Below are 25,221 nucleotides of genomic sequence, written 5' to 3'. Positions count from 1 at the left end.
AAGCTTACTTGTGCGGAATAATCAACACCTGCCCTACCGCTAGGCTGTCAGATCGTAGCTTATTCGCTTGGCGAATACTGTTAACACTCACGCCGTATTTCGAAGCAATCTTGCCAAGATAATCACCTCTTGCGACTTTATGTTTACGCAGAGGGACATCTTTCACTTCAACCGTAATACGTAGCTTCTGACCCACTTTCAATGTTTCAGACTTCAAGCGGTTCTCACGTTTGATATCAGCTACCCGTACTTTGTAACGGCTGGCTATCTTGCCTAGGTACTCTCCAGACTTAACCGTGTGGGTTATGGTCTTGGTTTTCACTGCGCTGCTTGATGATGACCCTGAAGCACTGCTTGGGATCTTAAGCACTTGGCCGATCGCTAGGCTGCTCGATTTCAGATTGTTGAATTTCATCAACGTCTGTGTCGAGGTGCCATATTTACTCGCAATCACAGACAGAGACTCACCACGAGACACTTTATGTTGGCTCACGCTACCCGTTGACGACGTTGCATTAGACAAGATAATCCCTTCTGGCGGGTTAGCCTTCAAATACTTAACGACCGCTTTGGTCACTGCTCGTGCCAATTTATCTTGGTGCGAACGTTGGAAGAGCAGCTTCTCTTCGGTCGGATTCGAAATAAAACCCGTCTCGACCAAGACCGATGGTATCTGTGGTGAACGTAATACCGCCAAACTGGTATTGATTGGTTTACTGTTATGAAGCTTAGCAACCTTACCCATCTCAGACAGAATGGTGGTTGCGAGCTTATAGCCCTCTTTCTGTGAGTGGCTGAACTGCAAATCAAGCAGAGTTTGGTTTACGTTCTTATCATCAATATTGCCAGTGAAAGCCGCACCGCTACCACCGAGTAATTCAGACTGCTTCTCTTTGTTCTCGATCCATCGAGAGATCTCAGTATTTGCGCGTCGAGTATTCAACACAAACACCGAACCACCTCTTGGTTGAGGGGTCGTAAAAGCATCCGCGTGAATAGAGATAAACAGATGAGCTTCGTTTTCACGAGCAATCGCGACACGTCGGTTAAGGTTTACAAAGTAGTCGGCGTTACGGGTCATACGAGTTTTAATCCCAGGAACCGCATTCAACTGTGCAGCAAGCTTACGAGAAATACTCAGAGTCGCATTCTTTTCATACTTACGACTTGGACCAATAGAGCCTGGATCCTCACCACCGTGACCAGGGTCAATCACGATCAGAATGTCTTTCTGACGTTTAACCTGATTAATATTTTTGCTCACCGTTGGTTTACTCGGCTTCGACGTCGTAGTCCCCTTGCTTGCCACACCATGAGGTAGATCGATCACCAGACGATGTCCGTACTGACCACCAGGAGTCGGGCTGAGTTTAAACAACTCCGCTGTAGAGGACTTCTTCAACTCAAAAACCAAGCGATAGGTGTTTTTGTCTGGCGGAGAACTCTTACGAATCTTAGATAGAACGGGGCTATCTTTCACCACGACCGGTAACTTAGTTGCAAGGTTGGTCTTTTTTAAATCGACCACTAAACGACTCGGGCTACTCAAGGTGAAATAGCTAAAGTCCGCTTCTGATTTTAAGTCAATAACCACACGAGTTTCTTCTGGGGAAGGCCAAACCCTTAAACTTTTCAGTGAGTTTGCAGAAACAAGTGAAGAAAACAGTATAGAAAAAACAGCAGCCATCATGGCTACTGCTGAAATAAGGCGTCTAGAAATCAACATAACTCCAACTGACTAAGTAAGCGCTGTCCGTATTCACTATTAGCGGTTAAAGAAACAATACGGTGGTCGTCTTGGTAACGAATATCAATGTCCAAATCGGCTTCTGGTAGCATCCCATAGCCTTTCTCAGGCCATTCAACCAAACAGATAGCATCTGGTGTGAAGTAATCACGAATCCCCATGAACTCCAATTCTTCAGGATCGGCTAAGCGATAAAGATCGAAGTGATATACCTGCCAATCGGCAAGTTGATAAGGTTCAACTAAAGTATACGTTGGGCTCTTTACATTTCCTTGATGGCCAAGTGCTTTTACAAAGCCACGACTGAAGGTCGTTTTACCTGCGCCAAGATCACCATGCAGATAAATAGTCGTCTGCTGTGAGCAAAGATTAGAAAGCTCCGTCCCTAATTGAATCGTTGCTTGTTCATCTTTCAAAGTAAATTGTTTCGTGCTCATGAATACGTTCTCTAAAAATCGATCGTTGACTATATAAAAATCAAAAGAACAAGAATAGTAAACCGTGATGCTTTTAGTAGACAAGCACTCAAGTGTAAGTTCTATGAAAAATACTGATCAAAACACGTCAGTTCTGGTCAATATCACTAAGATCCGTTAAGATCCGCCCCCATTTTTGCCGAACCTAGTTTTAATTAGCCTTATCTCTAATTGTAAAACAGAGAAAATAAGAATTAAGAATGAAGCCATGAATCTAGACCATCTTGCTGAAAAAATTAAAATCTGGGGAAAAGAGCTCGGCTTTCAAAAAGTTGGCATCTGCGATGTTGATTTAAGTGAACACGAAGCCCCTCTTCAAGCATGGCTAGATGCTGGCAACCACGGCGAAATGGATTGGATGGCTCGACATGGAATGATGCGTGCACGTCCTGATGAACTTCATCCAGGCACCATTCGAGTGATCAGCGCCCGAATGAACTACCTGCCACCAGAAGCTCAGTTTGCTTCTAACCTAAGCGATACCACTCAAGGCTATATCAGCCGTTATTCTTTAGGCCGCGATTATCACAAATTGTTCCGTAACCAGTTGAAAAAGCTGGGACAAAGAATCGAAAAAGAGGTCGAAGGTTTAGACTCACGTCCTTTCGTGGATTCAGCGCCTATTTTAGAAAGACCGCTCGCTCAAAAAGCGGGGCTGGGTTGGACAGGTAAACACTCGTTAATTCTCGATAAAGACGCGGGCTCTTGGTTCTTTCTAGGAGAGCTGTTGGTTAATATCCCGCTTCCTGTTGATGAGCCCAGTGTTGATGAGTGCGGCAAATGCACCGCATGTATCACTTCTTGCCCAACGGGTGCCATTATTGCTGATGGCGTAGTGGATGCTCGAAAATGTATTTCGTACTTAACCATCGAATACGATGGTGTGATCCCGGAAGAATTTAGAAACGCAATTGGTAACCGTATTTATGGTTGTGATGACTGTCAGTTAGTTTGCCCGTGGAATCGTCATGCGGAACTCACAGAGCAAACAGACTTTCATCGTAGAGAAGATTTCCAAGAAGCCGATCTGGTTTCACTTTCAAGTTGGGACGAAGCAACCTTCCTAAAGAAAATGGAAGGCTCAGCAATAAGACGTATCGGCCACACCCAGTGGTTGCGCAATATCTTTGTTGCTATGGGCAATGCGCCATTTCAACAACGCATTGTTGAAACACTAGAATCTCATCAAGGCAAAAATGAAATGCTAGATGTGCATATTGAGTGGGCTTTGAATAAACAACTACAACAGTTGCCGAATGCCAGTAGCATCCAAGAAGGCAAGAATAAAGTCTCCACCAAAAAGCACAGACTTATCCGTATCGTGGAAAAAGGACTACCGAGAGACGCCTAGCCTTTAGGTACCAACGATTGGCGGACTAACGGACGCCAACAGTCCAAGATTTAAGACAACTCGTTGCACATAATTTTAGAACAATGTTTGACCTTGTTCTCAATTTCAGCAATGTGGAAAAAATTCAGAACTCTCGTAAACTTCCGACACTCTCACAAAGTTAAACACAGTACCGATAAATGATTAAGATCAAAAAACAACAAGTTAACGATCTTTTATCAAATTCAAGATAAACACTCAAACTGATAAAAAACAACAAGTTACGATCACTGTAATTCAGCTAATATATTGAAAACAAGAAAGATCTTTTGGGGATATGTAAAGAATTAAGTCTGAAATAACTTTATCAACCAAGTTATCCACACCTAACATTTTGTGGATAAGTCTGTTTATAGATGTGAAAAACCTCAAGTATCTGCTTCAGAGACCTGATGTTTACTAGCATTCCAGTTGCTAAGAAAAATTTAAGACAAAAAAATATCCACCATGATGGAGGATTATTTGCTTTTTGGGGGGATTATGCTTCGCAGCATTAAAGAAAGAGCGTGACCTTTAAGGTCGTCTTTAAACTCTGTGATCTAAAGAAAAACACGGTGGCTTAAAGAGTCTTAATAGCTTTTTAGAAGAAAGCTGGAGCGATACATCGGGTTCGAACCGATGACCTCAACCTTGGCAAGGTTGCGCTCTACCAACTGAGCTAGTATCGCATTAGTTAACCGTTAATTCTGTCTGCTAAGAAGCTAAGTGCTTACTGTAAAGCAGTGACTAACGTGTAACTGTAATGTGGTTGCGGGAGCCGGATTTGAACCGACGACCTTCGGGTTATGAGCCCGACGAGCTACCAAACTGCTCCATCCCGCGTCCGGATGCATTATTTGAGTTAATGACTCTATATTTCCAACATCAATCCTAAGAAAGAATTTGGAGCGATACATCGGGTTCGAACCGATGACCTCAACCTTGGCAAGGTTGCGCTCTACCAACTGAGCTAGTATCGCATTAGTTATTCGCTGCTCTTACTGCCTTGGGCAATAAATGGCGCTTAACTGTAATGTGGTTGCGGGAGCCGGATTTGAACCGACGACCTTCGGGTTATGAGCCCGACGAGCTACCAAACTGCTCCATCCCGCGTCCGAATGCATTATTTAAGTTAATGACTCTGTTCTCTAAAAAGAGAGAATTTGGAGCGATACATCGGGTTCGAACCGATGACCTCAACCTTGGCAAGGTTGCGCTCTACCAACTGAGCTAGTATCGCATAAGCTAACCGTTCATCTTGTCTGCTAAGAAGCTAAGTTCTTACTGCAAGAAAGTAATCAACGTTTAACTGTAATGTGGTTGCGGGAGCCGGATTTGAACCGACGACCTTCGGGTTATGAGCCCGACGAGCTACCAAACTGCTCCATCCCGCGTCCGGATGCATTGTTTAAGACAATGAGACTAAACCATTTTCATTCTGAGCAAGGCTCTAAGAATACTACTTCTTGTTCGAATAAAAGTGGAGCGATACATCGGGTTCGAACCGATGACCTCAACCTTGGCAAGGTTGCGCTCTACCAACTGAGCTAGTATCGCATAAGCTAACCGTTCATCTTGTCTGCTAAGAAGCATCAAACCAACGTTTAACTGTAATGTGGTTGCGGGAGCCGGATTTGAACCGACGACCTTCGGGTTATGAGCCCGACGAGCTACCAAACTGCTCCATCCCGCGTCCGGATGCATTGTTTAAGTCAATGAGTCTATTTCCCAACATCAATCCTAAGAAAGAAATTGGAGCGATACATCGGGTTCGAACCGATGACCTCAACCTTGGCAAGGTTGCGCTCTACCAACTGAGCTAGTATCGCATAAGCTAACCATTCATCTTTTCTGCTAAGAAGCTAAGTTCTTACTGCAAGAAAGCAATCAACGTTCAACTGTAATGTGGTTGCGGGAGCCGGATTTGAACCGACGACCTTCGGGTTATGAGCCCGACGAGCTACCAAACTGCTCCATCCCGCGTCCGGATGCATTGTTTAAGTCAATGAGTCTATTTCCCAACATCAATCCTAAGAAAGAAATTGGAGCGATACATCGGGTTCGAACCGATGACCTCAACCTTGGCAAGGTTGCGCTCTACCAGCTGAGCTAGTATCGCTTAGTTAACCGTTAAACTTGTCTGCTAGAAACTAAGTTCTTACTGCAAAGAAGCAATCAACGTTTAGCTGTAATGTGGTTGCGGGAGCCGGATTTGAACCGACGACCTTCGGGTTATGAGCCCGACGAGCTACCAAACTGCTCCATCCCGCGTCCGGATGCATTGTTTAAGTCAATGAGTCTATTTCCCAACGCCTATCCTAAGAAAGAAATTGGAGCGATACATCGGGTTCGAACCGATGACCTCAACCTTGGCAAGGTTGCGCTCTACCAGCTGAGCTAGTATCGCTTAGTTAACCGTTAAACTTATCTGCTAGAAGCTAAGTTCTTACTGCAAAGAAGCTATCAACGTTTAGCTGTAATGTGGTTGCGGGAGCCGGATTTGAACCGACGACCTTCGGGTTATGAGCCCGACGAGCTACCAAACTGCTCCATCCCGCGTCCGGATGTTTCTCTTTTCGCATCATTACCGTTTAAGGACAATGAGACTAAACCATTTTCATTCTGAGTACTTTCTCTAGGAGATGACTTCTAAGAATATGACTTCTTGTTCGAATAAAAGTGGAGCGATACATCGGGTTCGAACCGATGACCTCAACCTTGGCAAGGTTGCGCTCTACCAACTGAGCTAGTATCGCATTAGCTAATCGCTGCTCTTACTGCCTTGGCAATAAATGGCGCTTAACTGTAATGTGGTTGCGGGAGCCGGATTTGAACCGACGACCTTCGGGTTATGAGCCCGACGAGCTACCAAACTGCTCCATCCCGCGTCCGGATGCATTGTTTAAGTCAATGAGTCTATTTCCCAACATCAATCCTAAGAAAGAAATTGGAGCGATACATCGGGTTCGAACCGATGACCTCAACCTTGGCAAGGTTGCGCTCTACCAACTGAGCTAGTATCGCAATCTGAAACGTCTTTCGTCGTTCAGGGCTGCGAATTATAAGAGCATTTTTTTGTGATGCAAGTCCTTAATGCAAAATTACGAAAGTTTTTACTCAACTGCTGTAAAAGCACGCAGATTTGCAAAAAAATCAGCTCTTATGTCCCTGAAAAGTTAGATAAACGTGATCATTTGATCTGATTAGATGTTAATAATCGTTTTTCGGTAGTACTGCAGTTCAGCGATCGACTCACGAATATCATCCAATGCAAGGTGACTTCCCGACTTTGAAAAACCATCAAGTACTTCGGGTTTCCAGCGACGAGTCAGCTCTTTCAGGGTACTTACATCGACATAACGGTAATGGAAGTACTCTTCCAGCTCTGGCATGTGTTTGTATAAGAAACGGCGATCTTGGCCAATGCTGTTACCACAAATCGGTGATTTGCCTTTTGGTACCCACTTCTCAAGAAACTCAATCGTTTGTTGAATAGCCTCTTGCTCTGAAACCGTGCTTTCTTGAATTCGTTTTACTAGGCCGCTGCCGGTGTGGGTGGTTGTACACCACTCGTCCATCTTGTCCAGTTCACTCTGAGGTTGGTGAATAGCCAAAACAGGTCCTTCAGCCAGGATGTTAAGCTCACTATCAGTAACGATAGTAGCAATTTCAATGATTTTATGAGTTTCAGGATCAAGTCCTGTCATCTCTAGATCAACCCAAATAAGGTTCTGATCGCTAAAGGACATAAGGCGTCGCCTATTTGTTTATGTATAAAAGAGGTACTATACCCAAATAACTATACTCAAACTAGCTTTAGGGCCATCGAAATCAATGGTACCAACAACATTCCGTTTGAGTCCTCAATCATCAAGTTAGATGTGTTAAGTGAAAAATTGTGGCTAAAAAAAAGAAGTTAACCAAAGGTCAAGTGCGTCGTGTACGTAGCAACCAGAACAAGCGACTCAAGAAAGAAGATTCTATCCAGTGGGATGAGAACATGCTTGGCGGAACAAAAAGCGGACTCGTAATTACGCGCTTTGGCCAACATGCCGATATCGAAGATCTTGAAACCAACGAAGTTCACCGTTGTAACTTACGCCGCAGTATTGAAACGTTAGTTTCTGGAGACAAAGTCATTTGGCGCGCAGGACTTGAATCAATGGCCGGCATCTCTGGTGTTGTAGAAGCCGTTGAGCCAAGAACGTCAATGCTAACTCGCCCTGATTACTATGACGGCCTAAAACCGGTTGCCGCAAACGTTGACCAAATGGTTATCGTTTCAGCTGTACTGCCAGAGCTATCACTTAATATCATCGACCGTTACTTGATCGCCTCTGAAACGGTGAATATTGCCCCGTTAGTTGTGCTCAATAAAGTCGACTTGCTGACAGAACAACAAATTAGCGAATACCGCGAAACGCTGAAAATATACGAGAAAATCGGCTATAAAGTCATGTTCGTCAGTAAAGAGTCGGGTTACGGCATCAAAGAGTTGGAAGCCGAACTGAAAGATCGTATCAACATTTTCGTTGGTCAATCTGGCGTAGGTAAATCCAGCGTAGTGAATGCACTCATGCCAACATTAGACATTGAAGAAGGCGCGGTTTCTGAAAACTCAGGACTGGGTCAACACACTACGACTGCAGCGCGTTTGTATCACTTCCCTTCTGGTGGTGATCTTATCGATTCCCCAGGGGTACGTGAATTCGGCCTATGGCATTTAGAACCCGATGAAGTCACTGATGCTTTCATTGAATTCAAACCATACCTAGGTGGTTGTAAATTCCGTGACTGTAAACACAATGACGATCCTGGATGCCTTCTACGTGAAGCCGTTGAAGACGGTAAAATTAGCCGCTTACGTTTTGCTAGCTACCATCGCATTATTGAAACAATGGCTGACAACAAAGATAACCGTCAGTACTCACGAAGTAAGAAAGCCGATCTCTAATCGCGTTTTTGTGAACAAATGTGTGCATTTACTGACAATTGGCGCGAATTTAAGTAACATCTCGCGCCCTAAACCGTCATCGACAGATTTAATTGAAAAACAATTAGCATTGGAAAATTAATACAATGGATAAGATTAAAGTTGGATTGCAGTACTGGATCCCACAGCATGGGCTAACTCGCCTCGTCGGTAAACTGGCATCTGCTAAAGCGGGTGGCTTAACGACAGCGATCATCAACTGGTTCATCAAGCAATACAAAGTAAACATGGATGAAGCTCTGCATAGCGATCCAAAACACTTTAAGACATTCAATGAATTCTTCGTACGTGAATTAAAAGAAGGCATGCGCCCTGTCGCTGAAGGCGAATCCGTGATTGTTCACCCCGCTGATGCTCGCGTAAGTCAGTTTGGCCCAATTACTGACGGTCAACTGATTCAAGCTAAGAACCACAACTACTCAGCACGTGAGTTGCTTGGTGGTGATGCTGCTCTAGCGGATGAATTTAAAGACGGCGAGTTCGCAACGCTTTACTTGTCGCCAAGTGATTACCATCGCGTGCACATGCCATGTGACGGCACACTGCGTCAGATGATCTACGTTCCGGGTGACCTTTTCTCAGTTAACCCGTTAACGGCAGAGAACGTTCCAAACCTATTCGCACGTAACGAGCGAGTGGTTTGTATCTTTGATACTGAGTTTGGCCCAATGGCACAAGTGCTGGTTGGCGCAACTATCGTTGGCAGCATCGAGCAAGTATGGGCTGGCACCATTACTCCACCTCGTGGTAACTCAGTTTACAAATGGGATTACCCTGCACAAGGTGATACAGCCGTCGTCTTGAAGAAAGGCGAAGAGATGGGCCGCTTTAAGCTTGGTTCAACGGTTATCAACCTGTTCGCTAAAGACGCAATCAAGTTTGACGAAACGATGCAAAATGGCGAGAAAACCGTTCTAGGCACCCCTTTCGCGCATATGGCGGGCAAAGACGCTGAGACTGAAGCTGTTGATTCAACAGAGAACACAGACCAAGTCTAACTCTCTGAGTTAACTTAGTAAGCTTTAAGGGCGCGTTAGTTTTCTATTTTTAGAGAATAACGCGCCTTTTTCTTATCTAGTTCGAGACATTTCCCTTCAAGGTTTCAACCAATCTAACTACCGATAACCTTATTCTCAACGAGCAGTACGTCGAATTACCTCATAAAAAGATTGACCAAAAACAAAACAACTGTCGAAACCTTAAACAACTTTCCGATTTTACAACCCGTCTCCAAGTACCAAAAATCCAGATAACTTACTCTATTTGAAGATATTTTATTCATAGGGTCTTTGTACATGCCTAAACTCAATGTTGGCGTTCTAGCCAAGCTGTTGATTTGTTTTGCGATTCCCTTGGGCGTGTTATTCATGCCGATAGATTCAATACCAATCGATGATCTCACGCTGATTCAACACCGCTTGTTGGCAATATTCTTGTTGGCCGCTCTACTGTGGGTGCTTGAACCCGTTCCGGTATTCGCCACTTCCATTTTGATCATTGCGCTTGAACTGGTGATGATTTCCGACAAAGGCTTACACCTATTTAGAAATCCACCAGCGGGGCACGATCTCGGTGAGTTAATCAAATATACCGACATATTCGGTGCATTTTCGTCACCAATCATCATCCTCTTCATGGGTGGTTTTGCGCTCGCGATATCGGCATCTAAGTACGAACTCGACAACAACTTAGCCCGAGTATTGCTCAAACCATTTGGTACAGAACCGCGCTTCATTATGCTCGGCTTAATGCTGATCACCGCCGTGTTCTCAATGTTCATGTCAAATACCGCAACAACGGTAATGATGCTCGCACTGCTAGGCCCAATCGTGGCGTCAGCACCAAAAGGCGACATGGGGATCAAGGCGTTGGTGTTGTGTATTCCAATTGCTGCTAACACCGGTGGTATCGCGACACCCATAGGTACACCACCCAACGCCATCGCACTTCAATACCTGACGGGTGAGAACAGTATCGACTTCCTTAGCTGGATGATGATGGGCTTGCCCTTCGTAATCATTCAACTGACCATCGCTTGGTTCCTTCTACAGAAATTTTTCCCGTCCAAGGAAAGAAACATGGTGCTCAAGCTTGATGGCCAATTTAGAAAAAGCTGGCGTGCGATTGTGGTTTACGTCACCTTCGCCGCCACCATCCTATTGTGGATGACCACCAAACTGCATGGTATGAACACCTATGTGGTGTCTATCATTCCACTGGCTGTCTTTACCCTAACGGGCATCATGGGCAAAGAAGAACTTAAGCTGATTAACTGGGATGTATTGTGGCTAGTAGCAGGTGGTATTGCGATTGGTATAGGACTAGATAAAACAGGCTTAGCCGTGGCACTCGCACACGCGATTGATTATGAGTCGCTCTCACCAACGGCGGTAGTGCTAACGTTATCAATCGTATGTTGGTTAATGGCGAACTTCATGTCGAACACCGCGACTGCCAACTTGTTGATGCCGATCGCCGCTGCGATTGGCGCATCCATGGAAAGCTTGGTTGCGATAGGAGGCCTGCAAGGACTACTGGTTGTGGTCGCCTTCTCTGCATCGCTAGGTATGATTTTACCCGTATCGACACCACCAAACTCGTTGGCCTACTCGACCGGGCTCATCGAAAGTAAAGACATGGCGAAGATGGGTATCATCTTAGGGATCGTCGGCTTGCTGATGGTCTACCTCGCACTGTTTATTATCACCTAGCACGTTAAATTCTCACTATAGCCCTCCAGATAGCAATCGTGATTTCGCTATCTGGAGGGTTTAGCAGTTTTTAATCGATAGATAATTGTGATTCTACTTCACGGTTTATTAAAAATAACGATAGGTCATTTTAAATTTTTGATTTTAAACACATTTACCAACATCAAGACAACGGCACTATACACGCATCAGAGACACACCAATTCACCATCAAGTACGTAATTAGGTTTTTGTCTAATAGAGAGGAATAGACCTTGAGACATACTATTAAGTTTAAAATTCAGATCGCGATTGCGGTCATTATCGCCGTCGTGAGTGGCGCTCAAGCTTGGATATCAGTTAATCAGCTGACTCAAGAGACTGAAGTCGCGATTAACCAAGAAATGAAAAATGTCAGTGTTGGCACCACCAATTACATTGCCGATTGGCTCTCAATCCGCAGTGATATGATGCTTGCCAATGAATCGACCATTTCAAGCAATAGCAACTCTGATCGCGAGTTATTGATCACCAAGCAAGCCGGACAATTCTTGTCTGTTTATGCAGGGTTCAGCGATGGCACTATCGCCTATGGTGACAAAGGTGAAGATTGGCCAGCAGGCTACGACCCGCGCACGCGCCCTTGGTATAAAGATGCAAACGCAACATCAGATCTCATCATTACCGAACCTTATCAAGATTTTGACGGCAGCATTGTCATCAGCTTTGCGAAAGCATTCAGTGGCGATAGACAAGGTGTTCTCGCGGCCGATCTAACCGTAACCAGCATTATTGATACCGTGCTTAATGTAAAACTCGAGAACGATGGTTTTGCGTTTTTAGTCGACGGCAATAACAACATTGTGGCCTACAGTGATGAAGAACTGAGTCAAAAACCACTGACCAGTTTGAATCCGGAACTCACAACCAACAAGGTGTCACAACTGCTCCAAAACCAAATAATCACCACTCTCACTTGGCCTGGTCAAGGCGATAAGCTGGTCTATATTGCCAATGTCCCGAATACTGATTGGTCGTTAGGTATCGTTATCGATAAAGACATGGCGTTTTCTGCTGTATCCGATGCCATTCAATTCATCACGCTGACCTCTTTGGTGTTGTACATCATCATTTCAATTGCGAGCACAATGGTCATCAACCGCCTACTTTCTCCATTACAAACCTTGTCAGAAGCGCTGACTCAGCTCGCACAAGGCAGAGGCGACCTCACTCAGCGTATTGATATAACACGTATGGATGAGATTGGTAAACTTGCCGAGCTTGTGAACCAGTTCTTGAGTCAAATGCAAAGCATGTTGAAGGGCGTGATAGAACACAGCCACGATCTCAACAATCATGCAGAGAAAGCCAATCAACTGGCGACCCAATCTTCGATTAGCGTTGAGAATCAACAAAACGATATCAACCAAATTGCGACCGCGATTCATGAGATGTCCGCCACCGCAGCCGAAGTGGCTAGTCATGCCGAATTAACAGCATCCGCTTCTCAGGCATCCGCTACCGCTTGTAACGAAGGACAAGAGGTAATCCAACAAAACCGCGATGCGATTACTGGCTTGGCGACTCAAGTTGAAGATGCAGCCAATGTTATTCGTGAATTAGAGAGCAATGCGCAAAGCATCAATCAGATCCTATCCACCATTCAAGGCATTGCCGAACAGACCAACCTGTTGGCATTGAATGCAGCGATTGAAGCCGCTCGTGCGGGTGAACAAGGTCGTGGGTTTGCGGTTGTGGCCGATGAAGTGCGCGTGTTAAGTCAGAGAACGCATGGATCGACCGAAGAAATCCGCGTGATGATTGATACGCTGCAAAAGAATACTGAACATGCCGTTGAAAGCATGACCACCAGCACTCAACTGGCAGAGAACAGTGTTGGCTTCGCAGAACAAGCCCATGGCAGCCTGACTAAAATCACGCAAGCGATCACTGAAATCAACGACATGGCGCTGCAAATCGCGAGTGCTGCAGAAGAGCAACGCGCCGTAAGCGAGGACATCAGCCGTAATACGCAAGGAATCAAAGATGCCTCTGACGATCTAGCACAACAAGCGGAAAGCAGCCGCAATAGCTCAAATGAAATGAGCGGCGCTGCAGAGTCAATGCGCCAAGACGTAGAGCGCTTTAAGGTATAGCACTTTGAGGTATAGCGCGCCTCAAGCAAAGTAAGTTGGACCACACCAGCAAGCGACAGCTGACATAAACTAATAACTGAAACAAAGTCGTTCTTTCATAAGAATCACTTTGTTCTCAGTTCGGTTTGATGCATATTGATGAGCTAATTTATCCCAGACACAAGGATGTTATTCAGATGGGATTCGAATGGTTAGCTCTAGCTGCCGCTTTTCTTTGGGCGATTGCGAGCCTAATGTCAGTAAAACCTGCTCAACACTTAGGTTCTTTCGCCTATAGCCGCTGGCGAATGGGTTGTACCGCGATCATCTTATCAAGCATGGCTTGGTTTACAGGTGGGTGGTCAAGTGTCGAAGCCGACCTAGTCACGCCGATGATGCTATCTGGCCTAATTGGCATCTTCATTGGTGATACCGCTCTATTCGCGTGCTTGAATCGCATGGGGCCACGCCAAGCCGGTTTGCTGTTCTCTTGTCACGCCGTGTTCTCGGCGATTCTTGGTTACTTCCTGTTTAGCGAAAGCATGACTTCGGTGGAGCTGATTGGCTCGGCATTGGTGTTTAGTGGTGTATTAACCGCAATCTTCTTTGGTCGTCGAGGGCAATCGAATAACCAACTCGAAACCATTAAGGGCACGGTGTGGATTGGTGTAGCGCTGGGAATCACCGCCGCGATCTGCCAAGCATTGGGCGGCATTATTGCCAAACCCGTGATGCAAACCAGTATCGACCCAATTGCAGCCTCTGCCATTCGAATGATCACCGCCTTTGTTGCTCACTCGCTGTTTCGTTTAACAGGCGCTAAGCTTTCGCGCGCGATCAATCCAATGAATAAACAAATATTCGCAATTACTGCGGTTAATGGCTTTTTAGCGATGGCCGTGGGAATGACACTGATTTTGTATGCGTTGCAGGAAGGCAATGTCGGTATGGTCGCACTGTTATCTTCGACCACGCCAATCATGTTGTTACCAATACTTTGGCTTTACACCAAGCAAAGGCCGAATGCCTACGCTTGGATAGGTGCTATTGTTGCCGTCGTGGGTACTGGTATTTTGGTCAGTTAGCCAAGCAGTAAGTAGGACTAACTGAACAGAAAGCTAAGAACGCGGGAACGGAAAAGCCGTCACGTCATCGATATGGTCGTAGCCCAAAGCCAACATGATCAGACGATCGATACCTAAAGCAACACCGGCACAGTCTGGTAAGCCCGCTTTTAATGCCTCAATCAAGTGATGGTCAATCGGTTGAGGCGATAAGCCCATCTCAATACGTTTGGCATTATCACCTTCAAAGCGCTGAAGTTGTTCTTGTGGTTTATCGAGTTCATGGAAGCCGTTTGCTAATTCAATCCCTTTGAAATACACCTCAAAGCGATCCGCCACTCGTGAATCATTCGGGTTAATCTTGGCTAGTGCAGCTTGTGAAGCCGGAAAGTCATAAACAAACGCAGGTACTTGTTGCCCTATCTTAGCTTCAACCCCAATACTAAACAGCAGCTGCAGCAAGGTGTCACGATCGTCTTCTGGATCTGCAATGTCGCTGAGCCCTAGTTTCGCGGCAGCCTGCTTTAAAGTATCCATAGAATCTTCTAATGGACACACACCCAATACATCAATAAAGGCTTGTTGGTAAGTCATTCGCTCCGCAACACCTGATTTTAGAACCTGCTGTAACAGCAAATCCATTTCATCCATCAGGTCATGATGATCAAAGCCAACGCGATACCACTCCAACATGGTGAACTCAGGGTTATGGTAACGGCCGTTTTCTTCATTACGAAAAGACTTACAAATTTGGTAGATACAGCCACTGCCCGCCGCTAACAGTCGTTTCATATGAAACTCAGGGCTGGTCATAAAGAACAATGGCTGGCCGTGCGCATAACCCGGCCCTACGAATTCAGTTTTGAACGTATGCAAATGCACATCCGTCACCGTAGCGTGACTCATCGCAGGCGTATCCACCTCCATCACGTTTCGTTCTGTAAAGAACTGACGAATTTGATTAAGGATATCAGCACGTTGCTTTAAGTGCTTAATGGTTGCGGCCGGTTGCCATGTAGAGTGCATTATTAAGTTCCATATCACTGAATTCTAGGCGACGAAAATTACCACCTTTCGTCTCTTTTGTAAGCTTCTATCTGTCTATTGATGAAAGCAAAATGTTGTTTTAATGAAGCCAGAAAATTACGTTCTACAATACAATTATCAATACAGCTTCCACATCAACATTGATAACGAAAATCATACTCAACAAGCCGTTAACACCAGTCCTGTGGGTTAATCGTTATCAACAATTCATTGCCGTGATTGCAGTCACATAACCTATAATTTCTATGCCTCCATATGCATTACCGACCTAAAAACCCAAATACATCAACTTTTCAAATACCTTCCTCTCGTACACTGAACCTACCACTTAAGGCTTAGGGGTGATAAACGGTTGATGCCGTTTACGTACTATCGATTAGTAAGTGCTCTCAATAAGTAAGTACTGCCAATTAGTAAGTACTACCAATAAGCTTTTTATAATAACAAGCGGAATACTCCGCATCACACTGGAGAATAACTGTGAAGACAATTACCACAGATATCGCAGTCATCGGCGCAGGCGGCGCTGGTCTTCGTACAGCTATCGCTGCGGCTGAAGCTAATCCTGAATTGGAAGTAGCACTGATTTCTAAAGTTTACCCAATGCGTTCGCACACGGTAGCAGCAGAAGGCGGTTCAGCAGCAGTAATTAAAGACGAAGATAGCCTAGATAACCACTTCAACGATACTGTTGGCGGTGGCGACTGGCTATGTGAACAGGATGTTGTTGAATACTTTGTTGAAAACTCGACTCGCGAAATGATCCAAATGGAACAATGGGGCTGCCCATGGAGTCGTAAAGAAAACGGTGAAGTAAACGTACGCCGATTCGGCGGTATGAAAGTAGAGAGAACGTGGTTCGCAGCGGATAAAACCGGCTTCCACATGCTTCATACTCTGTTCCAGACTTCGATGAAGTACGACACAATCAAACGATTTGATGAGTACTTTGTGGTGGATTTGATCGTTGAAGATGGCGAAGTACAAGGCCTAATCGCGATTCATATGTCTGAAGGTGAGCTTGTTACGATCAAAGCGAAATCTGTTGTATTAGCAACGGGTGGCGCAGGTCGTGTTTACCACTGCAATACCAACGGCGGCATCGTAACTGGCGACGGTATGGCAATGGCTTATCGCCACGGTGTTCCACTGCGTGATATGGAGTTCGTTCAATACCACCCAACAGGCCTACCGGGTACTGGCATCTTGATGACTGAAGGTTGTCGTGGTGAAGGCGGTATCATCGTCAACAAGAACGGCTACCGTTACCTGCAAGATTACGGCATGGGCCCTGAAACTCCAGTGGGCGAGCCGAAAAACAAATACATGGAACTGGGTCCTCGTGACAAAGTTTCTCAAGCATTCTGGCACGAGCAGCAGAAAGGCAACACCATCAAGCACCCGCTTGGTGATGTCGTACACCTTGACCTTCGCCACCTTGGTGAAGAGTATCTGCAAGAACGTCTTCCGTTCATCTGTGAGCTTGCAAAAGCGTACGTAAACGTAGACCCAGCAAAAGAGCCAATCCCAATTCGCCCTACCGTTCACTACACCATGGGTGGTATTGAAACTAACGGTACGTGTGAGACTCGCATTAAAGGCCTATTCGCCGTTGGTGAATGTGCTTCAGTTGGCCTGCACGGTGCAAACCGCCTAGGTTCTAACTCTCTGGCTGAGTTCGTAGTATTTGGCCGCGTAGCCGGTGAACAAGCCGTGAAACGTGCAGCTGAATTCAAAGGCTGGAATGAAGAAGCCATCACTAAGCAAATTAAAGCGGTTGAAGATCGCATCGCAGGTATCTTGGCTCAAGAAGGCGATGAGAACTGGGCTGACATCCGTACTGAAATGGGTCACACCATGGAAGCGGGTTGTGGTATCTACCGTCAAGAAGACTTGATGCAAGAAACCATCGACAAAATCACTGAACTGAAAGCGCGCTACAAGAAGATCAGCATTAAAGACAAAGGCAAAGTGTTCAACACTGACCTACTTTACGCTATCGAAGTGGGTTACGGCCTTGAAGTTGCAGAAGCAATGGTTCACTCAGCGATCCTTCGTAAAGAATCTCGCGGTGCACACCAACGTCTAGACGACAACTGCACAGAACGTGATGATGTGAACTTCCTGAAACACTCTCTATCTTTCTACAACGAAGATGCAGCACCAACTATCGACTACAGCGGCGTTAAGATTACTAAGTCTCAACCTAAAGCTCGTCTATACGGTGAAGCAGCCGAGAAAGCCGCTGCTGCTGAAAAAGCGGCAGAAGAGAATGCTAAGAAGAGCGAAGAGGAGCAAGCATAATGTCAGCGAATCGAATCCAAAAAATTGAAATCCTGCGTTATGACCCTGAGCACGATGCAGAACCTCACTTTCAAACCTTTGAAGTTCCGTTTGATGAAACCATGTCAGTACTTGATGCTATTGGTTACATCAAAGATAACCTAGATAAAGACCTGTCTTACCGTTGGTCTTGTCGTATGGCGATTTGTGGTTCTTGCGGCATCATGGTTGATGGCGTGCCAAAACTGGCATGTAAAAGCTTCTTACGTGACTACCCGAATGGCTTCAAGATTGAACCATTGGCTAACTTCCCAATCGAGAAAGATTTGATTGTCGACATGACGCCGTTCATCGAGCGCCTTGAAGCAATCAAGCCTTACATCATTGGTAACGACCGCAAGCCAGAAGACGGCACTAACATCCAAACTCCAGAGCAAATGGCGAAGTACAAACAGTTCGCTGGCTGCATCAACTGTGGTTTGTGTTACGCAGCGTGTCCTCAGTTTGGTCTAAACCCTGAGTTCATCGGTCCTGCGGCACTTGCTCTTGCTCACCGCTACAACCTAGATAGCCGTGACAATGGTAAAGCTGAACGTATGAAGCTTATCAATGGCGACAATGGCGCTTGGGGCTGTACGTTTGTAGGTTACTGTTCTGATGTATGTCCGAAGAAAGTAGATCCAGCGGCTGCAGTAAACCAAGGTAAAGTTGAGTCTTCAATGGACTTCGTTATTTCGATGTTCAAACCTGATGGCGAGCTGGTTAAAGCGACGGAGGAAGCGTAATATGAGCAATCGTAAACCTTATGTTCGTGAAATGAAGAGAACGTGGTGGAGCAACCATCCGTTCTACCGTTTCTACATGCTACGTGAAGCGACTGTACTGCCTTTGATTCTATTCACTCTGTTCCTAACCTTCGGCTTGGGTTCGCTAGTGAAAGGTCCTGAAGCGTGGGAAGGTTGGTTAAGCTTTATGGCTAACCCTATCGTTATCGGTATTAATATCGTGGCACTGCTAGGCAGCTTACTTCACGCTCAGACCTTCTTCAGCATGATGCCTCAAGTAATGCCAATCCGTCTTAAAGGCAAATTGGTAGATAAAAGAATCATCGTACTGACCCAGTGGGCAGCGGTGGCATTTATTTCTTTAATCGTTCTTATGGTGGTGTAAGGAGCTTCGTTATGAACACAAATTACAATGTTAACCACAATCCGAAACGCTCTGATGAACCAATCTGGTGGGGCCTATTCGGCGCTGGCGGTACTTGGTTCGCGATGATCACACCAATCACGATTCTAGTGCTGGGTATCTTAGTGCCTATGGGTATTATCGATGCGGATGCAATGAGCTACGAACGTGTTTCTGAATTCGCCACCAGCATTATCGGTGCGCTATTCATCATCGGTACACTAGCACTGCCAATGTGGCACGCAATGCACCGTCTTCACCACGGCATGCACGACCTTAAGTTCCACGTCGGCGTTGCAGGTAAAGTGGGCTGCTACTTCGTTGCAGGCCTTATTAGCGCGTTGTCTGTTATCTTCATCTTTATGATCTAACAGTTAAGAGCAGATTCGGGATTCGAGTAAACGAGTATCGAAAAGCTTAAGAGCAGATTCGAGATTCGGGTAAACGAGTATCGAAGAGCTTAAGAGCAGAAAACAAAAGCAGAGCTAGGTTATCCAGCTCTGCTTTTTTGTTGTTTGTCGAATATCTTATCTCTCTGACTCGGCTCTTTTCTTCCTGCTTTTCGTATCCCGCATCCCGTTTACTCGTATCTGCTCTTCAAGCTCTTCGTATCTCGCATCCCGTTTACTCGTATCTGCTCTTCTGCTCTTCTGCTCTTCTGTTTTTCCTGATCGCCAGATACAAAAAAGGCCGCTCATGAGCGACCTTTTCTATTTCACTGAGCCATCCTAAACAAGATGGACACAATCAAATTATTTTACACGACCAACGTATTCGCCAGTACGAGTATCAACTTTAACAACTTCACCGATAGCGATGAACAGAGGTACACGAACAACCGCGCCTGTTGCTAGAGTTGCAGGTTTACCACCCGTACCCTGTGTATCGCCTTTCAGGCCAGGATCAGTTTCAGTTACTGGGATCTCAACAAAGTTTGGCGGAGTAACAGTGATAGGGTTATCATTCCACAACGTTAGAGTACAAACGTCATTTTCAACTAACCATTTTGCTGAATCAGCGACTGCTTTTACGTCTGCTGCGATTTGCTCAAATGTTTCGTTGTTCATGAAGTGGTAGAATTCGCCATCGTTGTATAGGTAACCTAGTTCAACGTCAACAACATCTGCAAGCTCAAAGCTTTCGCCTGACTTGAATGTTTTCTCTAACACTTTGCCTGACAGCAGTTTACGAAGTTTTACACGGTTAAACGCTTGGCCTTTACCTGGCTTAACGTATTCATTGTCGATAATTGCGCAAGGCTCATTATCTAACATGAATTTTAAACCGCCTTTGAATTCATTGGTGCTTACTGACGCCATGATTTTCTCTTCCACATCTTTGAGTTAATTTCAATGCCGCATATCATAACCCGAAAAGTCGAATCTGTTGAGCAAAACTGGCTCAAACAACTATCGAATGCGATCTCTGACCCGACAAAACTGCTTCAAGCATTGGAAATAGACCCAACACCGTGGCAAAAAGGATTCGCAGCACGTGAGCTGTTTTCACTTCGAGTCCCTCTTAGCTTTGTTGAGCGAATGGAAAAAGGCAACCCACACGACCCTCTATTGCGTCAGGTGTTACCACTCAACGAAGAGTTCGAGGTTCATCAAGGCTATTCAGCCGATCCACTAGAAGAGCAAGAAAACGCGATTCCAGGACTGCTGCACAAATACAAAAGTCGCGCGCTAATGATTGTAAAAGGGGGCTGCGCCATCAACTGCCGCTACTGCTTCCGCCGTCATTTCCCTTACCAAGACAACAAGGGTTCTAAGTCTGTGTGGCAAACTAGCCTCGACTATGTGGCCACTCATCCAGAGATCAACGAGGTTATCTTATCCGGTGGTGACCCTTTGATGGCCAAAGACAGCGAACTCGAATGGCTGATCAATGCCATCGAACAGATTCCGCATGTAAAAACCGTTCGAATTCATAGCCGATTACCGGTTGTGATCCCTGCTCGAGTGACGGATGAGCTATGCCAATTGTTAGCTCGAACTCGCCTCAACGTGGTGATGGTCAGCCATATTAATCATGCCAATGAAATCAATTTAGAACTCAAACAAGCTTTCCATAAGTTGAAGCTAACTGGGGCGACTCTGCTTAATCAGGGCGTGATGCTAAAAGGCGTAAATGACAGCGCTAACTCTTTGAAAGAATTAAGCGAAAAGCTATTCGATGCCGGTGTTTTACCTTACTATATGCATGTACTTGATAAAGTTCAGGGCGCCGCTCACTTCTATATCTCCGATGAAGAAGCAAAGATGCACTTTAAGGGTTTGATCTCTGAGGTTTCTGGCTACCTCGTACCTAAGTTAACTCGCGAGATTGGCGGCCGTAGCAGCAAGACACCACTCGACTTACATATTGAATAAAGAAGTTACCAAAATGAAGACGCATCCGAACAATAACTGGTCCTCTAACCGAGGCTTTACCATGATCGAATTGGTTATCGTAATTGTCATTCTGGGTATTGTGTCGGTGACTGCCGCTTCTAAGTTTCTCAATCTACAGAGTGATGCTCGTATTTCAGCCCTTCAAGGTTTGAGAGGCGGTATGCAAAGTGCTGCTGACATGGTTTACCCGATTGCAATTCAGCAAGGTTTAGAAAAGTTAAGCGCTGCTAAAATTACAATCGAAGGTGACAACATAGAACTTGCATATGGATACCCAGCGGCAGACTCAGCAAATGCTTGGAGTCTGTTGATTGAAAGTACTTTCGCAGATTCCATATTTAATGCGAATGATCCTGCTGAATGGTATTTCCATAATACTTCTAAAGAAATACCATGGATTCGTTTCATGACCCAAAGTAAGAAGAAATCTTCGGAAGACTGCTTCTTACTTTACAACGAAGCAACCTCTTCTTCTGCGCCTAGCTTTGAATTAACGACAAGCGGCTGCTAGCTTTTAAGTCACCTCTATCAACCGTTAAGACAAAAATTTTTTGTTCGATCGTCCGGTCTATTATTAGCATACTCGGCTCTATTCTAAATTTTTAGGAGGGGTGATATGCCACAATTTATAGAACAAACTCTCAACCTTGCCCCCTTTAGCTGGGCAGGCCTCGCAGCATGTATGCTGTGTGGATCATTAATCGGAATCGAAAGGCAAACCCGCGGTAAACCCGTTGGAATACGAACCTCCATTTTGATTATCAGCGGTACTTATTTCTTTCTCACCATGGCGATTAGCTTATCTCCCAACACACTCGATCAAGCCCGTGTGCTTGGTCAGATAATAACGGGGGTGGGATTTCTTGGGGCCGGGGTAATGATGACATTGGATGGCAAGATTCATGGCGTCACGTCTGCGGCGATTATTTGGGTGTTGGCTGCGTTGGGGATGATGATTGCCTTAGGACACCTTTCTCAGTCTGTCATCATCACTCTAATGGCGCTTGTCATACTGCTTGGTGTCGACAAGGTGGAAAACAGTTTCCAAAGCCTGCGTCGTGGTGTGCATCAGAAGTGGATGAATAAAGGTCGCGTGAAGAAGTAACCTCTAATTTTAGATGCGTTTATCTTAAAGACATTTTGTCCTTAGATTCTATTTCTTAGAGGCAAATTCTTAGAAACGAATTCTTAGAAACGAAAAAGAAGCCTAGTCAAACGACTAGGCTTTGAGTTTTTAGACAAGCGCTTAATGCACGTGAATACACACTTGATTCTTACCCGCGGCTTTCGCCTTATAAAGTTGCTCATCCGAAGAACGAATACTCTGGTTTTCCCACAAGTGACCAACACTGTCGAACTTGTACAGAGAATAGAGCGTCGCTCCCCCAGAGACAGAAATATTCACCTTATCACCCGTCGGACATCGGTAACTTTGCAGGCTAATGTCATTCTGGATTCGTTGAAAGATCGATGAGAGCAGCTCTGAGGATTCACCCGTGATCGCGACAACAAACTCCTCACCACCAAACCGTGCCACGATATCTTGCTGCCTAACGCTGTTCAGCATCAACTGAGCCACATGGCAAATCACCTCGTCCCCTGTTTTGTGGCCATAGCGGTCATTAACCACTTTAAAATCATCGATATCAAACACGCCAACACCAATAATCGGCTGTTCGTCCTGAGCCAGTAATCGAGCTTCAAAGCCGCGTCGATTCAGTAAACCAGTTAATGGGTCGCACATTGCTAGGTCATTCAAACGCTGGTGTTCTTGTCTTGTATAAAAACGCCATAGCCATAAAACCGAGAGCAAATACAAAACAAACAGTATCGAAAGCTGAATCTTCTCCATCTCCAATACATGCAGAAAGTGCTCGCTCTTCTCTTCTTCAATACTGAGATATAACTGAGTGTTAATGTCATCAACATACAAAGGCTTGGAATAGGTAAAGTCCATAACCCCGTACTTGTTTGCGCCTCGAGTACTGGTGACTTTATAACCATGAGTAGGGTTCGATACGAGGTTAGAAACATAGCCATCGACACCCAATACCCCTTTAAACTCACCATTAACGTAAATGCCTTTGGTTAACGTCACGACTTTTTTACCCGTCAGGTAATCATCATATTGGCCCGTATAGACAACTTGGTCTTGACCTTGCGCTAAGCCAAAACGAATCGTATTCACCCAGTACGGACGACTGTTCACCACAGAGTCAAAGGTATCGCCCTTAATCGTGCGAGCAAAATCAGAAGGCGAAGAGATAATAAACTTCTCTTTCGAGATAAAGTAAATCGCAGAGATGGTATCAATAGTATTGGCAAAATAAGCCATGGTTGGAGCGATGAATAAGCGCTTACCGGCTTCAGAGTTAAGCTCTGACTTCGGATCACACATTTCGCTAGGGCCTGAGAACATGAAGTCAAAACGAGGGGCTTGTTGCTCCTCACTGATGAAATAGCACGTCTCACCCTCTACCTTTTTTTCATGCGAGAACACATAAGTATCGCCATGCAGTGGGTAAAGTGCCGTGATGTTGTATTCAAGGGCATTAATGATCTTTGTGAGCTCAGCAAGAGAGCGCGTGACACCTTGGTTTTCGATTCCATACTGTTTATCTGATTCTTCCGCTGAATCAACGAGCAATAAGCCCAAAACGACTAAAAAACTGGCGGTAAGGCTTAAGAAAGCCTTTTTAAAATCGATGGTATGGTGTTTTATCAAAGCATATAAGTCGACGTTGTGATTTTAGCGCACATTGTACTTATAAGTAAAAATACTGCAATAGAAAGTATAAAACCAAGTGCTTATTAACTAATTTGAGGTAGGTAAATCGGAAAAGGGATTGAAACAACAGTGCTTCAACAAAAGAACAGTGTCTAAACAAAAGAATAATGCCTAAACAAAAGAATTTAGGCATTGATAGGCTTGAGCACTAATAAATCACTTAACTCACCAATAGTGAATCTAGAGGCTCAACCGCGTTCTATTTCGTGAAATTCATATTCTATTTAGCGAAATTGACAATCGGGAAGCACGGGAAGAAACCGTTATCAGCACAGTTGATCAGACCAATCTGTACGCCTTCGATTTTATTGGTTTTGTTGAAGATACCAACCTGAACCGTCGACACTTCTGAAAGGTTCGCCGCACCAACATCAACCATAGTGTTGCCTTCAGAGTAGTTGACGAAGCTCACGTTCGCGCCTTTCACATCATTGGTGATGTTCACTGCACCCAAGTTCAAGCCTGTTGTTTTTCCTGGGTTCCAGTTGAATATACCCAAAGAAGCACCGGTCATTTCTTGGTTTACTTTATGCGCCCCAAAAATACCCAGGTTCACACCCGTCGTGGTTTGTGTTTCTGACATACCCACAACCGCAAGATCGACACCTTTAACGTCGTTCACTTGTCCGTGAAGCAGAGCCAAACGTACACCACCAACCGCATCTGAATCCGGAGCATTGAAGCCGTTGATCGTTGAAAACATAACAGGCGAAGAAGCAAATGCTGCTGGCGCCATTACCGCTGCAGAAACAGCAAGTACTGAAAGTAGTTTTTTCATTGGGGAGTCTCCACTGACTTATTGTTGACTTGATTAATCCATTTTCAATCAAGCATTTATTATCCTTTATTCAACAGCTATCCATGTTAGACCAATGTCATAACTGTACTGTTGAATATAAGACGCAAAATCATAAAGAGCAATATAAAGAAAGGGATACGGTGAGAGGTAAGAGTAGCGATCTAGGCCCATGTTTCTATTTGAAGGTTGTAAAGATTCCCTATCACGCTCGTGCCTCGCTGTAGGGAATGACGAAACGCAAAATAA

Annotated in this window: 20 protein-coding genes and 17 tRNA genes; 13 read left to right on the top strand and 24 right to left on the bottom strand. The window is 45.1% G+C overall.

Annotated features, from left to right (window positions below; all coding sequences use genetic code 11):
• Positions 1-4: 4 nt before the first annotated feature.
• Positions 5-1,726 carry an N-acetylmuramoyl-L-alanine amidase gene (locus tag DUN60_RS15875; protein WP_114634285.1) on the bottom strand — a complete coding sequence of 574 codons (1,722 nt, stop codon included), beginning with the start codon at positions 1,724-1,726 and terminating at the stop codon, positions 5-7.
• Positions 1,720-2,184 (bottom strand): tRNA (adenosine(37)-N6)-threonylcarbamoyltransferase complex ATPase subunit type 1 TsaE, encoded by a 465-nt coding sequence (gene tsaE, locus DUN60_RS15870; protein ID WP_004735870.1) that lies wholly within the window; start codon positions 2,182-2,184, stop codon positions 1,720-1,722. Before tsaE ends, DUN60_RS15875 begins: the two co-directional genes overlap by 7 nt.
• Positions 2,185-2,431: 247 nt before the next feature.
• On the opposite strand from tsaE, the gene queG reads away from it, so the two are divergent.
• Entirely contained in the window at positions 2,432-3,574 is a 1,143-nt protein-coding gene (gene queG / locus DUN60_RS15865; RefSeq protein ID WP_114634284.1) for a tRNA epoxyqueuosine(34) reductase QueG, read from the top strand.
• A 631-nt stretch (positions 3,575-4,205) separates the two neighbouring features.
• Here the strand turns inward: queG and DUN60_RS15860 are convergent.
• From DUN60_RS15860 to orn, 18 genes are all read right to left on the bottom strand, one after another.
• Positions 4,206-4,281 (bottom strand) — tRNA-Gly (locus tag DUN60_RS15860).
• Between the two features lie 77 nt (positions 4,282-4,358).
• A tRNA-Met gene (locus tag DUN60_RS15855) sits at positions 4,359-4,435 on the bottom strand.
• 61 nt (positions 4,436-4,496) lie between these two features.
• Positions 4,497-4,572, bottom strand: a tRNA-Gly gene (locus DUN60_RS15850).
• A 56-nt stretch (positions 4,573-4,628) separates the two neighbouring features.
• A tRNA-Met gene (locus DUN60_RS15845) sits at positions 4,629-4,705 on the bottom strand.
• A gap of 51 nt (positions 4,706-4,756) precedes the next feature.
• Positions 4,757-4,832 (bottom strand) — tRNA-Gly (locus DUN60_RS15840).
• A 77-nt stretch (positions 4,833-4,909) separates the two neighbouring features.
• Positions 4,910-4,986: transfer RNA gene (locus DUN60_RS15835), tRNA-Met, on the bottom strand.
• Between the two features lie 87 nt (positions 4,987-5,073).
• Positions 5,074-5,149, bottom strand: a tRNA-Gly gene (locus tag DUN60_RS15830).
• A 59-nt stretch (positions 5,150-5,208) separates the two neighbouring features.
• Positions 5,209-5,285, bottom strand: a tRNA-Met gene (locus DUN60_RS15825).
• A gap of 60 nt (positions 5,286-5,345) precedes the next feature.
• Positions 5,346-5,421, bottom strand: a tRNA-Gly gene (locus DUN60_RS15820).
• Between the two features lie 77 nt (positions 5,422-5,498).
• Positions 5,499-5,575, bottom strand: a tRNA-Met gene (locus DUN60_RS15815).
• Between the two features lie 60 nt (positions 5,576-5,635).
• Positions 5,636-5,711: transfer RNA gene (locus tag DUN60_RS15810), tRNA-Gly, on the bottom strand.
• Between the two features lie 75 nt (positions 5,712-5,786).
• Positions 5,787-5,863 (bottom strand) — tRNA-Met (locus tag DUN60_RS15805).
• A 60-nt stretch (positions 5,864-5,923) separates the two neighbouring features.
• Positions 5,924-5,999 (bottom strand) — tRNA-Gly (locus DUN60_RS15800).
• A 75-nt stretch (positions 6,000-6,074) separates the two neighbouring features.
• A tRNA-Met gene (locus tag DUN60_RS15795) sits at positions 6,075-6,151 on the bottom strand.
• A 121-nt stretch (positions 6,152-6,272) separates the two neighbouring features.
• Positions 6,273-6,348, bottom strand: a tRNA-Gly gene (locus tag DUN60_RS15790).
• 55 nt (positions 6,349-6,403) lie between these two features.
• Positions 6,404-6,480: transfer RNA gene (locus tag DUN60_RS15785), tRNA-Met, on the bottom strand.
• A 60-nt stretch (positions 6,481-6,540) separates the two neighbouring features.
• A tRNA-Gly gene (locus DUN60_RS15780) sits at positions 6,541-6,616 on the bottom strand.
• A gap of 179 nt (positions 6,617-6,795) precedes the next feature.
• A complete protein-coding gene (orn, locus tag DUN60_RS15775) occupies positions 6,796-7,341 on the bottom strand; it encodes an oligoribonuclease (RefSeq protein WP_004733351.1) in 546 nt (181 codons plus the stop codon).
• Positions 7,342-7,490: 149 nt separating this feature from the next.
• On the opposite strand from orn, the gene rsgA reads away from it, so the two are divergent.
• The 5 genes from rsgA to DUN60_RS15750 all read left to right on the top strand — a co-directional run bounded on the left by rsgA (position 7,491) and on the right by DUN60_RS15750 (position 14,495).
• Positions 7,491-8,546, top strand: a complete 1,056-nt coding sequence (gene rsgA, locus DUN60_RS15770) for a small ribosomal subunit biogenesis GTPase RsgA (protein ID WP_004733350.1) — start codon at positions 7,491-7,493, stop codon at positions 8,544-8,546.
• Positions 8,547-8,671: 125 nt separating this feature from the next.
• Positions 8,672-9,583: an archaetidylserine decarboxylase gene (asd, locus tag DUN60_RS15765; protein WP_114634283.1), complete on the top strand. Its 912-nt coding sequence runs from the start codon at positions 8,672-8,674 to the stop codon at positions 9,581-9,583.
• 297 nt (positions 9,584-9,880) lie between these two features.
• Positions 9,881-11,296, top strand: a complete 1,416-nt coding sequence (locus DUN60_RS15760) for an SLC13 family permease (RefSeq protein ID WP_004733348.1) — start codon at positions 9,881-9,883, stop codon at positions 11,294-11,296.
• Positions 11,297-11,550: 254 nt separating this feature from the next.
• Positions 11,551-13,431 carry a methyl-accepting chemotaxis protein gene (locus tag DUN60_RS15755; protein WP_114634282.1) on the top strand — a complete coding sequence of 627 codons (1,881 nt, stop codon included), beginning with the start codon at positions 11,551-11,553 and terminating at the stop codon, positions 13,429-13,431.
• A 176-nt stretch (positions 13,432-13,607) separates the two neighbouring features.
• Positions 13,608-14,495, top strand: coding sequence for a DMT family transporter (locus DUN60_RS15750; protein ID WP_114634281.1), 888 nt, complete (start codon positions 13,608-13,610; stop codon positions 14,493-14,495).
• A 33-nt stretch (positions 14,496-14,528) separates the two neighbouring features.
• Here DUN60_RS15750 and epmA read toward each other — a convergent pair whose 3' ends face one another.
• Positions 14,529-15,500, bottom strand: coding sequence for an elongation factor P--(R)-beta-lysine ligase (epmA, locus tag DUN60_RS15745; RefSeq protein WP_114634280.1), 972 nt, complete (start codon positions 15,498-15,500; stop codon positions 14,529-14,531).
• A 501-nt stretch (positions 15,501-16,001) separates the two neighbouring features.
• On the opposite strand from epmA, the gene frdA reads away from it, so the two are divergent.
• From frdA to frdD, 4 genes are read left to right on the top strand one after another with little or no spacing between them, the layout of a single operon-like run.
• On the top strand, positions 16,002-17,825 hold the full coding sequence (frdA, locus tag DUN60_RS15740) for a fumarate reductase (quinol) flavoprotein subunit (protein ID WP_004733344.1): 1,824 nt from the start codon (positions 16,002-16,004) through the stop codon (positions 17,823-17,825).
• Complete coding sequence (locus DUN60_RS15735) at positions 17,825-18,589, top strand: succinate dehydrogenase/fumarate reductase iron-sulfur subunit (protein ID WP_114634279.1); 765 nt, start codon at positions 17,825-17,827, stop codon at positions 18,587-18,589. The genes frdA and DUN60_RS15735 overlap by 1 nt, the downstream gene beginning before the upstream one ends.
• A 1-nt stretch (position 18,590) precedes the next feature.
• Complete coding sequence (frdC, locus tag DUN60_RS15730; protein WP_017076351.1) at positions 18,591-18,974, top strand: fumarate reductase subunit FrdC; 384 nt, start codon at positions 18,591-18,593, stop codon at positions 18,972-18,974.
• 11 nt (positions 18,975-18,985) lie between these two features.
• Positions 18,986-19,363: a fumarate reductase subunit FrdD gene (gene frdD, locus DUN60_RS15725; protein ID WP_009847918.1), complete on the top strand. Its 378-nt coding sequence runs from the start codon at positions 18,986-18,988 to the stop codon at positions 19,361-19,363.
• 381 nt (positions 19,364-19,744) lie between these two features.
• On the opposite strand, the gene efp is transcribed toward frdD, so the two are convergent.
• Positions 19,745-20,311 carry an elongation factor P gene (efp, locus tag DUN60_RS15720; protein ID WP_004733338.1) on the bottom strand — a complete coding sequence of 189 codons (567 nt, stop codon included), beginning with the start codon at positions 20,309-20,311 and terminating at the stop codon, positions 19,745-19,747.
• A 33-nt stretch (positions 20,312-20,344) separates the two neighbouring features.
• Here efp and epmB point away from each other — a divergent pair, with 33 nt between their 5' ends.
• From epmB to DUN60_RS15705, 3 genes are all read left to right on the top strand, one after another.
• Positions 20,345-21,367 carry an EF-P beta-lysylation protein EpmB gene (epmB, locus tag DUN60_RS15715; protein ID WP_114634278.1) on the top strand — a complete coding sequence of 341 codons (1,023 nt, stop codon included), beginning with the start codon at positions 20,345-20,347 and terminating at the stop codon, positions 21,365-21,367.
• Positions 21,368-21,428: 61 nt separating this feature from the next.
• Positions 21,429-21,899, top strand: coding sequence for an MSHA biogenesis protein MshA (locus DUN60_RS15710; RefSeq protein WP_279627914.1), 471 nt, complete (start codon positions 21,429-21,431; stop codon positions 21,897-21,899).
• A 105-nt stretch (positions 21,900-22,004) separates the two neighbouring features.
• Positions 22,005-22,493 (top strand): MgtC/SapB family protein, encoded by a 489-nt coding sequence (locus DUN60_RS15705; RefSeq protein WP_017076347.1) that lies wholly within the window; start codon positions 22,005-22,007, stop codon positions 22,491-22,493.
• A gap of 141 nt (positions 22,494-22,634) precedes the next feature.
• Here the strand turns inward: DUN60_RS15705 and DUN60_RS15700 are convergent, their stop codons facing one another.
• Complete coding sequence (locus DUN60_RS15700; RefSeq protein ID WP_114634276.1) at positions 22,635-24,113, bottom strand: sensor domain-containing diguanylate cyclase; 1,479 nt, start codon at positions 24,111-24,113, stop codon at positions 22,635-22,637.
• Between the two features lie 283 nt (positions 24,114-24,396).
• Positions 24,397-24,954 carry a VC2662 family protein gene (locus tag DUN60_RS15695; protein ID WP_004733330.1) on the bottom strand — a complete coding sequence of 186 codons (558 nt, stop codon included), beginning with the start codon at positions 24,952-24,954 and terminating at the stop codon, positions 24,397-24,399.
• Positions 24,955-25,221: the final 267 nt, after the last annotated feature.

The sequence above is a fragment of the Vibrio splendidus genome, from assembly GCF_003345295.1.
Taxonomy (GTDB): domain Bacteria; phylum Pseudomonadota; class Gammaproteobacteria; order Enterobacterales; family Vibrionaceae; genus Vibrio; species Vibrio splendidus_K.
The sequence above is the reverse complement of the archived record's forward strand: the minus strand, read 5'-3'. Positions and strand labels throughout refer to the sequence as shown.